At 74.4% G+C, this 12,692-nt stretch carries 15 protein-coding genes; 5 read left to right on the top strand and 10 right to left on the bottom strand.

The window, feature by feature from the left end; all coding sequences use genetic code 11:
- The first annotated feature begins 119 nt into the window (after positions 1 to 119).
- Positions 120 to 269 (top strand): hypothetical protein, encoded by a 150-nt coding sequence (locus tag GD970_RS21555; RefSeq protein ID WP_155524111.1) that lies wholly within the window; start codon positions 120 to 122, stop codon positions 267 to 269.
- Positions 270 to 313: 44 nt separating this feature from the next.
- Here the strand turns inward: GD970_RS21555 and GD970_RS07525 are convergent, their stop codons facing one another.
- Positions 314 to 910, bottom strand: coding sequence for a LysE/ArgO family amino acid transporter (locus tag GD970_RS07525; RefSeq protein WP_152202274.1), 597 nt, complete (start codon positions 908 to 910; stop codon positions 314 to 316).
- A 70-nt stretch (positions 911 to 980) separates the two neighbouring features.
- Here GD970_RS07525 and GD970_RS07520 point away from each other — a divergent pair, with 70 nt between their 5' ends.
- Entirely contained in the window at positions 981 to 1,856 is an 876-nt protein-coding gene (locus tag GD970_RS07520) for a LysR family transcriptional regulator ArgP (protein WP_152202273.1), read from the top strand.
- Between the two features lie 117 nt (positions 1,857 to 1,973).
- Positions 1,974 to 2,171, top strand: coding sequence for a hypothetical protein (locus GD970_RS07515; protein ID WP_152202272.1), 198 nt, complete (start codon positions 1,974 to 1,976; stop codon positions 2,169 to 2,171).
- A gap of 46 nt (positions 2,172 to 2,217) precedes the next feature.
- On the opposite strand, the gene GD970_RS07510 is transcribed toward GD970_RS07515, so the two are convergent.
- From GD970_RS07510 to GD970_RS07500, 3 genes are all read right to left on the bottom strand, one after another.
- A complete protein-coding gene (locus GD970_RS07510; protein ID WP_152202318.1) occupies positions 2,218 to 4,041 on the bottom strand; it encodes a CheR family methyltransferase in 1,824 nt (607 codons plus the stop codon).
- A gap of 115 nt (positions 4,042 to 4,156) precedes the next feature.
- The gene (locus GD970_RS07505; protein ID WP_152202271.1) at positions 4,157 to 5,194 is read right to left on the bottom strand and encodes a chemotaxis protein CheB; all 1,038 of its coding nucleotides are present in this window, start codon (positions 5,192 to 5,194) and stop codon (positions 4,157 to 4,159) included.
- Complete coding sequence (locus GD970_RS07500) at positions 5,181 to 5,540, bottom strand: hypothetical protein (protein WP_152202270.1); 360 nt, start codon at positions 5,538 to 5,540, stop codon at positions 5,181 to 5,183. The genes GD970_RS07505 and GD970_RS07500 overlap by 14 nt, the downstream gene beginning before the upstream one ends.
- A 93-nt stretch (positions 5,541 to 5,633) precedes the next feature.
- Here GD970_RS07500 and GD970_RS07495 point away from each other — a divergent pair, with 93 nt between their 5' ends.
- On the top strand, positions 5,634 to 6,938 hold the full coding sequence (locus tag GD970_RS07495) for an ANTAR domain-containing protein (RefSeq protein WP_152202269.1): 1,305 nt from the start codon (positions 5,634 to 5,636) through the stop codon (positions 6,936 to 6,938).
- 131 nt (positions 6,939 to 7,069) lie between these two features.
- Positions 7,070 to 7,453: an STAS domain-containing protein gene (locus tag GD970_RS07490; RefSeq protein ID WP_152202268.1), complete on the top strand. Its 384-nt coding sequence runs from the start codon at positions 7,070 to 7,072 to the stop codon at positions 7,451 to 7,453.
- A 53-nt stretch (positions 7,454 to 7,506) separates the two neighbouring features.
- On the opposite strand, the gene GD970_RS07485 is transcribed toward GD970_RS07490, so the two are convergent.
- The 6 genes from GD970_RS07485 to GD970_RS07460 form a co-directional block, all read right to left on the bottom strand.
- The gene (locus GD970_RS07485) at positions 7,507 to 8,214 is read right to left on the bottom strand and encodes an ABC transporter ATP-binding protein (protein WP_152202267.1); all 708 of its coding nucleotides are present in this window, start codon (positions 8,212 to 8,214) and stop codon (positions 7,507 to 7,509) included.
- A gap of 163 nt (positions 8,215 to 8,377) precedes the next feature.
- Positions 8,378 to 9,223, bottom strand: a complete 846-nt coding sequence (locus GD970_RS07480; RefSeq protein ID WP_152202266.1) for a fumarylacetoacetate hydrolase family protein — start codon at positions 9,221 to 9,223, stop codon at positions 8,378 to 8,380.
- Positions 9,224 to 9,236: 13 nt separating this feature from the next.
- Positions 9,237 to 10,166, bottom strand: a complete 930-nt coding sequence (locus GD970_RS07475) for an aldo/keto reductase (RefSeq protein ID WP_226925219.1) — start codon at positions 10,164 to 10,166, stop codon at positions 9,237 to 9,239.
- Complete coding sequence (locus GD970_RS07470; protein ID WP_152202264.1) at positions 10,163 to 10,486, bottom strand: L-rhamnose mutarotase; 324 nt, start codon at positions 10,484 to 10,486, stop codon at positions 10,163 to 10,165. Before GD970_RS07470 ends, GD970_RS07475 begins: the two co-directional genes overlap by 4 nt.
- A gap of 119 nt (positions 10,487 to 10,605) precedes the next feature.
- Positions 10,606 to 11,385 carry an SDR family NAD(P)-dependent oxidoreductase gene (locus GD970_RS07465; RefSeq protein WP_152202263.1) on the bottom strand — a complete coding sequence of 260 codons (780 nt, stop codon included), beginning with the start codon at positions 11,383 to 11,385 and terminating at the stop codon, positions 10,606 to 10,608.
- On the bottom strand, positions 11,382 to 12,689 hold the full coding sequence (locus GD970_RS07460; RefSeq protein WP_152202262.1) for an enolase C-terminal domain-like protein: 1,308 nt from the start codon (positions 12,687 to 12,689) through the stop codon (positions 11,382 to 11,384). Before GD970_RS07460 ends, GD970_RS07465 begins: the two co-directional genes overlap by 4 nt.
- Positions 12,690 to 12,692: the final 3 nt, after the last annotated feature.

Here is a 12,692-nt window from a genome sequence, read left to right as displayed (position 1 = left end):
CTGACATCCCCGCGACGCCACGTCCGTGAGACGCGATGCGCGGCGCTGCTGGCAGGGCCTTGCGGGCGGGCACCGGCGCGCGGAGACTCGACGGCACACCCGCGAGGGAGGGGGTTCCCATGAGCACGCCCAGCCCTGACGAGGCCATCGGGATGGCCAACGACCCGTACATCGACGAGCGGGAGCACGCGAAGGCGGGGAACGAGGCCGCGGAGCCGACCGAGGACGCCACCGGGGGCGAGGAGACCGGCTCCGCGAGCGGCCGGTAGCCCCGAGCGCCAGCCCGCACCGGCGTCCGCCGCTCACGTAGCCGTCAGCCGGTGGCCAGCCGAACGGCGAGGACGATCATCACGGCGCCGATGACGACGTCGAGCGCCCGCCACGTGGCGGGCCGGCGCAGCACCGGCGCGGCGGCGCGGGCGCCGAAGCCCAGGGCGGTGAACCACAGCAGGCTGCCCGCCACGGCCCCGGCCGCGAACCACCACCGGTCCGGGCCGTACTGGTTGGCGACGGAGCCGAGCATGAGCACGGTGTCCAGGTAGACGTGGGGGTTGAGGTAGGTCAGCGCCAGCGTGGTCGCGACCACCCGGCGGCGCCCCACCGCCCGACCGGCCAGGGGGTCCAGCCCCTGCGGCCGGCGCGCGCTCCACAGCGAGCGCAGCCCGTACGCCAGCAGGTAGGCCGCGCCGACCCAACGCAGCACGGCCAGCGCCGTCGGGTGCTCGCGCACGACGGCACCGACGCCGCTGACGCCGAGGGTGATGAGCAGCGCGTCCGAGACGGCGCAGATGGCGACCACGACGGCGATGTGGTTGCGAGTCAGCCCCTGGCGCAGCACGAAGGCGTTCTGGGCGCCGATGGCGACGATGAGCGAGAGCCCGGTGAGCAGGCCGGGGAGAACCGAGGACACCCGATGGACCCTAGGCAGAGCGCCGCGTGAAGGGAAGCGAAGGTTTCTTCACGATCATTAGCATTGCTTCATGTCCTTCCGCACGGACCAGCTCGCCGCCCTGGTCGCCATCGTCGACCACGGCACCTTCGACGCCGCCGCCCGGCACCTGTCCGTGACGCCGTCGGCGATCAGCCAGCGCATCCGCGCCCTGGAGTCCCAGCTCGGGCAGGTCGTCCTCGTGCGCACGACGCCGGTGCGCACCACCGCCGCCGGTGCCGTGCTGCTGCGCCTGGCCCGCCAGCAGCAGCTGCTCGAGCGCGAGGCCGTCGCCGAGCTCGCCGCCGGCGACGCCCCCACCCTGGACCTGCCTGTCGCGGTCAACGCCGACTCGCTGGCCACCTGGTTCGTCGGCGTCCTCGCCGAGTGCGCGGCGTGGGACGACGTCGCGCTGCGGCTGGAGGTGGAGGACCAGGACCACTCCGCGACCCTGCTGCGCACCGGCGCCGTCCTGGGGGCGGTGACCTCCGACCCCGTCGCGGTGCAGGGCTGCGCGGTCGAGCGGCTGGGCACCATGCGCTACCTGCCGGTGGCCACCCCGGCCCTCGCCCGGCGCCACGCCACCGGTGGCGGCCCGGACTGGGCGGAGATGCCGGTCGTCCGCTTCAACGCCAAGGACGAGCTGCAGGACCGGCTGCTCGCCGCACACGGGGTGCCGGCGGCCGCCCGAGCCCACGTGGTCCCCTCCTCCGAGGGCTTCCTCTCCGCCGTGCGGGCCGGGCTGGGCTGGGGCGCGGTGCCGGAGGCCCAGCTCGGCGACGACCTGCGGACCGGGCGCCTGGTGCGGCTCGACGCCCGGGACCGGGTCGACGTGCCGCTGTACTGGCAGTGCTGGCGGCTGCGGTCGGCGCACCTCGACCGCATCACCGCCGCCGTCAGGGCGGCGGCCGGGACGCTGCGCCGCTGAGCCGTCGCGCGGCTCCCCCCCGCCACGTGGTCCTCCTCGGCGCGTCGGTCCCCGCCGATGTCAGTGGTCGGGTTCATCGTGGAACCGACCGAACGTTGCGGACGAAGGGGGAAGCACATGACCGCCATCGCGCTCGAGGTCGACCTCGAGATGGAGCAGGCCTGGGGCCTGGCCGACGTCGCGGAGGGCATGGCCGACGACGTCGACCCCGCCGCCGACCCGGACCGGGTGTGGTGCGACTTCTCCCGGGGGCCGGCGATCGTCGTCGCCGGCTTCTGCGAGCACTGCGGCGCCGTGGGCCACGACGACCTCTGAGGGGGGCACGCCGCGCGTGCGGTGACGCGCCGGGCGGGGGCGGCCCTCAGCCGGCCGGGTCCATGACGACGATCGCGCCGCTCGGCTCCTCGGAGTCGGCCGAGAGTCGCGAGACGGTGACCTTGACCTGCAGCGGGCGACCGCGCCGGTTGACGGCGGGCAGCACCAGCCGCTCCGGCTCGGCGCCGTCGCCGGTCAGCTGGTTCCACAGGGGCTGACGTAGCTCGTCCACCGGCAGCCCGATGTCGAGGTTGAGCAGGTGCTGGCCGAGGGCCTCGTCGGTGCGCACCCCCCACAGCTCCTCGGCGGTGGCGTTCCACGCCATGATCCGCAGGTCGTCGCCCACCACGGCGATGCCGCTGGTGAGGCTGCCCAGCACCGCGGTCATGAAGGCGTTCAGCCGCCCGATCTCCTCCTGCCCCTCCTCCAGGGCCTCGTTCGTCACGTGGAGCTCGTCGTTCATCGACTGCAGCTCCTCGTTCATCGTCTCGAGCTCCTCGTTGGTGGACTGGAGCTCCTCGTTGGTCGTCTCGAGCTCCTCCACGGTGGACTGGAGCTCCTCGTTCGTCGTCTCGAGCTCCTCGTTCGTGGACTGGAGCTCTTCGTACGCCGTCTCGAGCTGGAGGTTGGCGATCTCGAGGTCTTTGTGCAGCTGGCGGAAGGGTGTCACGTCGTCGAACGTGATCATCACGCCGAGCCGGCCCGACTGGTCGGCGAGCGGGGTGATGTGGACGTCGTAGGTGGCCTCGGTGCGCCCGCCCCGGGACCACCGCACGTCCCGCAGGAAGACCGGCCGGCGGGTGGTGACCGCCTCCTCGACGTGCGTGCGCAGCTCGACGGGCCGGTACGAGAGCTCCAGGTCCTGGAACGGGCGGCCGACGTCCCGAGTGGTGATGCGGAAGACCTCGGTGGCCCGGTGGTTGACGAGGGCCACGTTGTTGCGCCCGTCGAGGACGACCTGCGCGGACAGGGCCGCCATGAGGGCCGCCTGCCGCAGCCGCGCCAGCTCGGCGCCCGCCCCCGGATCCATGCCCTGGGGCAGGAGGAACCGCCGGTCGCGAACCTCGACGGGCACCTTGCGGAAGAACCTGCTGCGCAGCTCCACGGGGCGGAACTGCGCGGCGTGGGTGAGCAGCATCTCGGCCTTGCCGAGGAAGAGCACGCCGTCGGGTCGCAGCGCGAAGTGGAACCGGCTGAGGATCTGCGACTGGGTCTCGGCGTTGAAGTACATCAGCGTGTTGCGGCACGCCAGGATGTCGACGTGAGAGATCGGGGCGTCCTGGACCAGATCGTTGCGCCCGAAGATGACGGCCCGGCGCAGCTCCTTGCGGAAGACGAACCGCTGGCCCACCTGCTCGAGGTACTTCTCCCGCAGCGCCGGCGGCACGGCATCCACCTCGACCTCCGTGTAGGAACCCTGGCGGGCGTAGTTCAGGGCCTCCTCGTCGACGTCGGTGGCGTAGATCTTCACCCGCTCGCGCAGCTCGTCGAGGCCGAGGGCCTCGGCGAGGACCATGGAGAGGCTGTACGCCTCCTCCCCCGAGGCGCAGCCAGCGCTCCACACCCGGATGGGCTGGCCCACCCGGACGGCGATGAGGTCGGGAACGATCTTGTCGGCGAGGTACCGCCAGGCGGCGACGTCGCGGAAGAAGCTGGTGACGTTAATGAGGATCGTGTTGAACAGCGCGGTGAACTCGAGGGGGTGGACGAGGAGATAGTCGTGGTACTCCTCGAAGGAGGACGCTCCCACCGCCGCCATCCGTCGCATCACCCGGCGCGTGAGGCTCGCCCGCTTGTATCCGGTGAAGTCGAACCCGCGCTCGTCCTTGAGGTAGCGCAGCAGCGCCTCGAGGGTGGCGTTCTCCGGCACGGTGGCGTTCTCCGGCGACGCCGGCCGCTCGCCCGCGCCGTTACTCGCTCCGGGCTGCGCCCGGGCCGGCTCCTCCGCGCCCGCGCCCGCGGCGGTCGGATCGGGCGCGGTCGCCTCAGGCTTCTCGCTCACCGGCCACCTCGGTCTCGACCGCCCCGTACGGGTCGCGCTCAGTGAGGGCGTCGATGAGGTCGCGCAGCGTGGTGGCGGCCGCGAGCACCTCCGTGGCCTCCCGGTCGAACGCCTCCCCGGCTAGCTGGTGCCCCTTCTCGGCGGCGCGCCGCCCCAGCCGCCTGGTCAGGGCGGCCTTCTCCTCCAGCGTGCGCAGCGCCAGCCACAGCGCACCCTCGACCGACGAGGACTGCTGCGCCACGAGGCTGGCCAGGGACCACGCGTGGCCGACGCGGCAGCGGAACCGCACGAGGCCGCCCTCGGTGATCTCGAAGAGGGTTCCGTGGCAGTCGGGGCACGAGTAGCCCGCCGGGCGGCCCGGGCGCTCGGCGGCGTTCAGGGCCTCTTCGTCCAGGTTCGCCATGGCGGCCTCGATCTCCATCAGGGCCGAGACGGCGCCCGGGTCGTCCGGGACCTCCTCGGTGACCAGGCGGGTGAGGAGTCCGGCGAGCTGGGCCGCCGGCACGACGTGGTCGACCTCCGCGGCCTGCATCGCGGAGGCCGGCATGGAAGCGTGGAGGGCGTCGGCCGGGTCCTGGCAGACGGCGAGGCCGCCGCGCAGCTTCACGGCCACGGTGCCGGCGGCGCCGTCGTCCAGCGCGCCGGAGAGCACGACGGAGACCACGCGCGGGCCGAGCACCTTGGCCGCCGAGCGGAAGAGCACGTCGACGGCAGGGCGGTGCCCGTTCTCCTTGGGGCCGCGCGAGAGGGTGACGGCGCCGTCGTAGACGATGAGGTGCTGGTCGGGCGGGGCGACGAGGATGTGCCCGGGCTCGAGCCGGTCGCCCTCACGGGCGTGACGCACCGGCAGCGGCCCGGTGCGGGCGAGGATCGTCGGCAGCGCGCTGCCGCCGATCGCCGGGATGTGGAGGACCACCAGGAGGGTCCCGGGGAAGTCGGCGGGCAGTCCGCCGACCAGCATGCGCAGCGCCTCCACACCGCCGGCGGAGGCGCCGACGACGACGACATCACGAGTGGCCATCTGCGTCTCCGTCCGTCGTGCCGTCCTCGTCGGCGAGCTCGGCCTCGAGGTCCGCCCGGGAGGCCGTGCGGTGCTCCGCGGCGCGAGCGGGGCTGCCCGCGGCCTCGAGCACGGCCGCCGCGGCGTCGTGCGCCTGCGCCGCGTGACAGTGCGCGCTGGCGGCCCGCGCGCGGGCATCGGCCGCGAGCCGGCGCGACTCCTCCGCCCGACGCGTGGCGAGAGCGAGGTCGTCCTCGGTGAGGTCCCCACCGGCGGCGAGCCGGAGCCTGAGAGCGGCCAGCTCACCGGTGCGCTCGGCAGCCAGGGACCCACGCCGCCGCGCCTCGCTCGCCCGCGCCTCGTCCACGCCTTCACGCTACGCTCGAAGGGCTGGTCGCCGCGGCTGGGTGTCTCACCAGACCGGGCGACGGGTCGACCGCCGACGAGCGGGGAGCAGCACATGCCACAACGTCCGGGCGCCGGCCCGTTCGACGACGAGAAGGCCTTCACCGACGAGCTCGCCGCCATCGAGCGGTACATCGTCCGCCTGCGGGAGCGGCCCGACATCGAGGCGCTGCTGCAAGGGCTCGAGTCCGCCCAGGAGGAGCTGCGGGCGGCCGACGAGGAGGTCCGGGCCCAGCAGGCCGAGCTCGCACGCCTGGCGGAGAGCCACCGCATGGGGCGGTGGCAGCACGAACGGCTGCTCGCCGTGCTGCCCGCGGCCATCGTCACCACCGACGCCACCGGCGTCCTCAGGTCCGTCAACGCTGCGGCGGCCGCGCTGCTGGGCCTGCGGGTCGACAGGTTGGTCCGCAAGCCGCTCTTCGCCCTGGTCGACGCCCCCGACCGGCCCGAGCTGCGCCGGCGCCTCACCGCCGCGGTCGACGACGCCGGCTCCTTCCGTCAGGTCGTCACCCTGTTCGGGCGCCACCGTCAGGCCGTCCGCGTCGAGGCGGACGTGACGGTGGTGCTGGACCCGGACGCGTCCTCGGCCGAGGCGACCTGGGTGCTCCTGCCCACGGAGGAGGAGTCCGGGCGGCTGGTGACCGCGGGGTACCGGCACGCCCTGGCGCACGCCCTGGTGCGGCTGACCGAGCTGCCCCTGCGCCGGCACGACCGCCGCTCCGACCTCGAGGAGGTGGCGGACATCTGCGCCCAGGCTCTCGGTGAGGGGGCCGCCGTCAGCGTCACGGCGGGTGAGCCGGTGCGGCCGGAGGTGGTCGCCACCACGTCGGCGTTCGCCCAAGCCGTCGACGGCGCCCAGATGGTGGCCCAGGAGGGCCCGTGCCAGGCGGCCTGGCAGGGGCACGAGACGGTCGTCGTCCAAGACCTCGAGCACGACGCCCGGTGGCCACGGTTCACCGCGCGGTCCCGGGGCACCGGCGCCCGCTCCGTCCTCGCCGTGCCGGTGGAGGTCGGCGACGAGCGCGTGGGCGTGCTCAACGTCTACGCACCGGGCGCGCACGCGTGGGACGCCGAGCGCGTCGAGGTCGCGGAGCTGCTCGCGAGCGCCGCGGCGGCCGCGGTCCACGAGATCGACCTCAAGGCGGAGCTGGAGGACCTCGCCCGGAACCTCGGCGCGGCGCTGGACTCACGGGCCACCATCGACCAGGCCAAGGGCATCCTCATGGCCACGTTCTCGTGCGACGCGGAGGAGGCATTCCGCCGGCTGGTCAAGATGAGCCGGGACAGCAACGTCAAGCTGCGCACGCTGGCGGCGCGGATCGTCACGCAGACCGCCGCAGGCACGTCGCTGCTGACCTGACGGCGGCGCCTCGCCGACCCGCGCGTCGCTGGTTGTCTCCCTGCCCGGCGGCGGCATAGTCTCACGCTGTCCGCTCGAAACCACTGGTGGGCCCGTTCCGCAGGCCTACCCGCGGAAGACGAGAGGACCCCATGAGCGAGCACGACCTCACCGGCGACCGACCCCACCTCAAGGCCGTCCCGGTCGACCCCCAGTCCGACGCCGACGGGTCGGTCCACCTGCTCGCCGCTGCGGACACCACCCGCCTCGTCCTGGCGGGTGACCTCGACATCTCGTGCTCCGCCGAGCTGCGTCAGGCGATCTCCGAGGCCGTCGACCGTGGCAAGCCGGTGCAGGTGGACGCCCGGCACGTGCGGTTCATGGACTCGTCCGCGGTCGCCATGCTCGCGTACCTCGCGCACCGGTCGAGCTCCCGGCTCACGATGATCCAGCCGCCCGACGTGGTGCGGTTCCTGCTCGAGGTGACCAACGTGGGCTCGGCCGTCGAGGTCGTCGAGGTCGATCCCGGCATGTGATCGCCGCGTCACCGGCCGCCGCGGTGGGCCGCGGCGCGGTGCGGCCGCTGCGGTCAGCTGGCGGCGCGCCGCGGGCGTTCGTGCACCGAGCCGCCCGCGAGCACCACCCGGCGCTGCGCGCGGGCGGCGACCGACTCGTCGCGCGTCGTCACGACAAGGGTGAGGCCCAGCAGCTGCCAGAGGTTCACCAGCAGCGACATGGTCTCCCGGGTCGGCTCCTCCACCAGCAGCACGCTCGCCCCGGCCGCCAGCCCCCGGGCGACGGCGACGCGTTGCCGGGTGCCGGCGTCCAGGTCGGCCACCAGCACGTCGCGCAGCGGCTCGAGGCCGACGGCCTCCAGCGACGAGGTGACCGCCTCGCGCCGGTCCTCGCTCGCCACCCCCAGGCGCGCGAGCGCCAGCTCGACGTTGTCCTGCACGCTGAGCCAGCCGACGAGCTTCGGCGGGGCGCAGACCCAGCCGATGTCCCGGGAGCGGACCTGCGCCAGGCGCTTCGGCGTCATCGCCGCGAGGTTCTCCTCGTGCAGGCGCACGGTGCCCGTGTGCGGGCGCTCGACGCCGGCCAGGACGCGCAGGAGCGCCGACTTGCCGACGCCCTCCGGCCCGCTGATCGCCACGGCCTCACCGCGGCCCACGTGCAGGTCCAGGGAGCGGAGCACGGGCGCGGATCCGTCCGATCCCGTGCGGGTCAGGGTCACCTGGGTCAGGTCGTACATGTGCAGCAGCCCCATCAGTGCGCGCGCCACCTGGCGGCAACGCATCAGCGGCGACTGCTTGACCGCACCGTCATGGCATGGACCGGGAGCCGGCCCGAGGGATGGATCCAGGTCCGCCCGGTCGCGCCCCTGAACTCCCCCAGCGTGACACCCGATGTTCACGTGCGCATCTCAGCCTCAGTACGGGGTCGGCAGGGACGAGCCGCACTCAGCGCTGGCGCAGCACCTGCCGCTGCTCCCCCAGCCCCTCGATCCGCAGCGTCATGACGTCCCCGGCCCTCAGGTAGGGGAAGCGCCCCGACAGCGCCACGCCCTCGGGGGTGCCGGTGTCGATGACGTCGCCGGGCTCGAGGGTGAGGTACTGGCTGATGTGCCAGACGAGGTAGGGCACGGGGAAGATCATGTCGGCGGTGGTGGAGTCCTGGCGCGTCTCGCCGTTGACGGCCGAGCCGATGCGCAGCGCACCCGGGTCGACCTCGTCGGCCGGCACGAGATAGGGGCCCAGCGGGTTGAAGGTGGGCGCGCACTTGCCCTTCGACCACTGCCCGCCGGAGTGCTCGAGCTGCCAGGCCCGCTCGGAGACGTCGTTGGCGATCGTGTACCCGGCGACGTGGGCGAGGGCGTCCTCCGGCGTCGCCAGCTCGGCGGCCCGCCGGCCGATGACGACGGCGAGCTCGACCTCCCAGTCCGTCCTGGTGCTGCCCGGCGGGATCTCGACGACGTCGTGGGGCCCGACGACGGTGTTGGGCGTCTTGAGGAAGAGGATCGGCGTGACCGGCGGCTCGGCGCCGGACTCGCGGGCGTGGGCGGCGTAGTTCTGCCCCACGCACACGATGGCGGAGGGCCGGGCGACCGGGGGGCCGAGGCGCTGCCCTGCGAGGTCCACCTCGGGCAGGCGCCCCGCGGCCAGCGCCTCCCGGGTCCGGGCGATCCCGTCGGCGGCGAGGAAGGCACCGTCGACGTCGCCGGTGAGCGGGGTGAGGGAGAACGCCCGCCCGTCCTGCTCGACGGCGGGGCTCTCGGCGCCCGGGGCGCCGTGGCGCAGCAGCCTCATGACCACGTCCCTCCTAGGGCAGCCGGTCCTGGTCGGGCAGGACGGCGTCGAGCTCGGCCCACAGCTCCGCGGGGATCTCGACGTCGAGCTGGGCGCGGACGTCGTGGACCTGCTCGGCCGTGCCGGCGCCGGAGACCACCGCAGCGACCGCAGGGTGGCGGGTGGGGAACTGCAGCGCGGCCGCCCGCAGCGGCACGCCGTGGGCCTCGCACACCGCCTGCATCCGCCGCGCCGCCGCGACCAGCCAGTCCGGCGCGGGCGCGTAGTCGAACGGGGCGCCCGGGCGCGGGTCGGCGAGCAGGCCGGAGTTGAGCACCCCGGCCACCACGAGCCGGACGCCCTTGTCCGCGCAGGCGGGCAGGAGCGTGCGCTCGGCCCGCCGGTCGAGCAGGGAGTACCGGCCGGCGATCATGAAGCGGTCCGCGTCGGTCTCGCGCAGGAAGGCAAGGGCCACGTCGGCGAAGTTGGTGCCCACCCCGTAGCCGGTGATGACGCCCTCCGCGCGCAGCCGCGCCAGCTCGGGGGCCGCCTCGCCCAGCGCCTGCTCCAGATGGTCCTCGGGGTCGTGGACGTACAGGACGTCGACCCGGTCCAGCCTCAGCCGCCCCAGCGACTGCTCCAGCGAGCGGCGCACCCCCTCGGCGGAGTAGTCGCGCACCCGTGACCGCTTGGGGGTGCCGTAGAACTCGTCGGTCCCGTCGACGGCGCCGGGGTCGTCGACGAGGAGGCGGCCGACCTTGGTGGAGAGGGTGAAGCTGTCGCGCGGCCTGCCGGCCAGGAAGCTGCCGAGGTACTCCTCGGACTGGCCCACGCCGTAGTGCGGGGCGGTGTCGAAGTCGCGGAAGCCCAGGTCCCAGGCCGCCTGCAGGGCCTCGTGGGCCGCGGCCTCGCTCACCGGCGCGTACAGCCCGCCCAGCGCCGCGCACCCGATGACGCACCTCACGGCAGCGCCCCCAGGTCCCACACCTGCGGCACCGTCGCAGCGGCCCCCGCCGCCGAGTAGTCGTGGGTGACCTCCTGCAGCGTGGCCATGCGCTCCTGCCACGCGACGTTGACGGGCAGGTGCTCGAGCGCGGCGAGCAGCCGGGCGTAGTCCTCGCAGTCGATGACCTGGAAGACGTCCCGGCCGCTGCGCCAGATCTGCCACCCGGTCACGCCCGCGTCCCGGATGGCGGCGATCAGCTCCGCGGGCACCTCCCGGTGCGCGGCGTCGTAGTCCGCCTCCCGGCCGGCGCGCAGCCGCACGTGCACTGCGACCCGCATCCGTAGCCCTCCTTCCCGCCGCGTCTTCCTTCCCGCCGTGCCGTCCGTCAGGTCGGAGTTCTGGCTGTCCTCACAACCAGAACCTCGACCTCGTTGAGTGTGCCGACGGCGCGCCCTCCTCAGGCCCGCTCCTCCTCGCTGTGAGCCGGGGCGCGCAGGCGCAGGCCCTGCATGCCGCCGTCGACGGCGAGCGCGGTCCCGGTGGTCGAGCCGGACGTGGGCGAGGCGAGGTAGGCGATCGCCCCGGCGACCTCGTCGGCGCTGACCAGCCGGCCGTGCGGCTGGCGGGCGTCGAGGGCGGCCCGCTCGGCGGCGGGGTCCGCCGCCCTGGCGAGGAGGCGGCCGATCCACGGGGTGTCCGCCGTGCCCGGGTTGACGCAGCTGACCCGGATGCCCTCGCGGAGGTGGTCCGCGGCCATGGCCAGGGTGAGGGAGTAGACCGCGCCCTTCGACGCCGAGTACAGCGCCCGCTCGGGCAGCCCCGCCGTCGCCGCGATCGAGCAGACGTTGACGACGGCGGCGCTGGCCGACCGGCGCAGGTGCGGCAGGGCCGCGCGGGTCACCCGGGCCATGCCGACGACGTTGACGTCGAGCACCCGCGCCCACTCGGCGTCGTCGTTGTCCTCCACGGTGCCCTGGGCGCCGATGCCGGCGCAGTTGACCAGGACGTCCAGCCCGCCCAGGCGGTCCGCGGCCTCGGCCACCCCGGCTCGCACGGTGGCGTCGTCGGTGACGTCCCCGGCGACGGCGAGCAGCGGCGCCGGCACGTCCGCGAGCGCGCGCGGCAGGTCGAGGACGGCGACGGCGGCCCCCCGGGCGGCGAGCAGCCGCGCCGTCGCCAGCCCGATGCCGGACGCCCCGCCGGTGACCAGGGCCCGCAGCCCCTCGAACTCGCTCATCTCAGCTCCCCGGGCGCGGGGGCCACCGCGACCCCGCGGAAGGTGTGGGCGGCCACCGACGCCGGTTTCATCTCCGCGCTCATCCCCGCCGCGTGCGGCGCGCGGTACCGGCCGTGCGCGACGACGGCGGGGGCGACGAAGTTCTCGTGGAGGTGGTCGACGAACTCGATCGCCCGGTCCTCCATCAGCCCGGAGATGGCCACGTAGTCGGCCATGGCCAGGTGCTGCACGAGCTCGCACAGCCCCACCCCGCCGGCGTGCGGGTACACCGGCACCCCGAAGCGGAGCGCGAGGAGGAGGATGGCCAGGTTCTCGTTGACCCCGCCGACCCGGACGGCGTCGACCTGGATGAGGTCCACCGCCCCGGCCTGCAGCAGCTGCTTGAAGACGACCCGGTTGGGGGTGTGCTCGCCGGTGGAGACCGGCACGGTGACGCGCCGGCGGATGGCGGCGTGCCCCAGGACGTCGTCGGGGCTGGTGGGTTCCTCGACCCAGGCCAGGTCGAACGGCGCGAGGGCCTCGATCCACGGCACGGCCTCGCCCACGTCCCAGCGCTGGTTGGCGTCGACGGCGATGCGCACCTCGGGCCCGACGGCGCCGCGGGCCAGCCCGAGCCGGCGCACGTCGTCGTCCACCGAGCGCCCGACCTTGAGCTTGATGAGGCGGTAGCCTTCGGCGACCGCCTCGCCGCACAGCCGGACCAGCTTCTCGTCGGAGTAGCCCAGCCAGCCAGGGGACGTCGTGTACGCCGGGTAGCCCACGCGCTCGAGCTCCGCGGCCCGCGCCGCCCGGCCCGGCTCGGCCCGCTCGAGCAGCTCCAGGGCGTCGTCGGGGGTCAGGGCGTCGGAGAGGTAGCGCCAGTCCACGCAGTCGACGAGCTGCCGGGGGCTCAGGTCGGCGATGAAGCGCCACAGGGGCTTGCCGGCGCGGCGGGCGGCGAGGTCCCAGGTCGCGTTGACGACCGCGCCGATGGCCATGTGCATGACGCCCTTCTCCGGCCCGAGCCAGCGCAGCTGGGGGTCGCCGGTGAGGCGCCGGTAGAGGCCGCCGAGGTCCGCGCACAGCTCGGCGACGTCGCGCCCGACGACGTACGGCGCCAGCGCCGCGACGGCCGCGCACTGGACGTCGGTGCCCCGGCCGGTGGTGAACACCAGGGCGTAGCCGGCCTCCGGCTCGCCGTCGGTGCGCAGCACGGTGTAGGCCGCGGAGTAGTCCGGGGCGGGGTTCATCGCGTCCGAGCCGGCCAGCTCCCGGGACGTGGGGAAGCGGACGTCGTGGACCTCGAGCGCCGTGACCGTCGTCATCGC

The organism is Georgenia thermotolerans, assembly GCF_009193185.1.
GTDB classification, from domain to species: Bacteria; Actinomycetota; Actinomycetes; order Actinomycetales; family Actinomycetaceae; genus Georgenia; species Georgenia thermotolerans.
The sequence above is the reverse complement of the archived record's forward strand: the minus strand, read 5'-3'. Positions and strand labels throughout refer to the sequence as shown.

Excerpts from the sequence above, each read along its gene's own strand:
- GD970_RS21555 (WP_155524111.1), top strand. The coding sequence starts at position 120 with ATGAGCACGCCCAGCCCTGACGAGGCCATCGGGATGGCCAACGACCCG.
- GD970_RS07520 (WP_152202273.1), top strand. The coding sequence starts at position 981 with ATGTCCTTCCGCACGGACCAGCTCGCCGCCCTGGTCGCCATCGTCGAC.
- GD970_RS07515 (WP_152202272.1), top strand. The coding sequence starts at position 1,974 with ATGACCGCCATCGCGCTCGAGGTCGACCTCGAGATGGAGCAGGCCTGG.
- GD970_RS07505 (WP_152202271.1), bottom strand. The coding sequence starts at position 5,194 with ATGGCCACTCGTGATGTCGTCGTCGTCGGCGCCTCCGCCGGCGGTGTG.
- GD970_RS07495 (WP_152202269.1), top strand. The coding sequence starts at position 5,634 with ATGCCACAACGTCCGGGCGCCGGCCCGTTCGACGACGAGAAGGCCTTC.
- GD970_RS07490 (WP_152202268.1), top strand. The coding sequence starts at position 7,070 with ATGAGCGAGCACGACCTCACCGGCGACCGACCCCACCTCAAGGCCGTC.
- GD970_RS07485 (WP_152202267.1), bottom strand. The coding sequence starts at position 8,214 with ATGCGTTGCCGCCAGGTGGCGCGCGCACTGATGGGGCTGCTGCACATG.
- GD970_RS07480 (WP_152202266.1), bottom strand. The coding sequence starts at position 9,223 with ATGAGGCTGCTGCGCCACGGCGCCCCGGGCGCCGAGAGCCCCGCCGTC.
- GD970_RS07470 (WP_152202264.1), bottom strand. The coding sequence starts at position 10,486 with ATGCGGGTCGCAGTGCACGTGCGGCTGCGCGCCGGCCGGGAGGCGGAC.
- GD970_RS07465 (WP_152202263.1), bottom strand. The coding sequence starts at position 11,385 with ATGAGCGAGTTCGAGGGGCTGCGGGCCCTGGTCACCGGCGGGGCGTCC.
- GD970_RS07460 (WP_152202262.1), bottom strand. The coding sequence starts at position 12,689 with ATGACGACGGTCACGGCGCTCGAGGTCCACGACGTCCGCTTCCCCACG.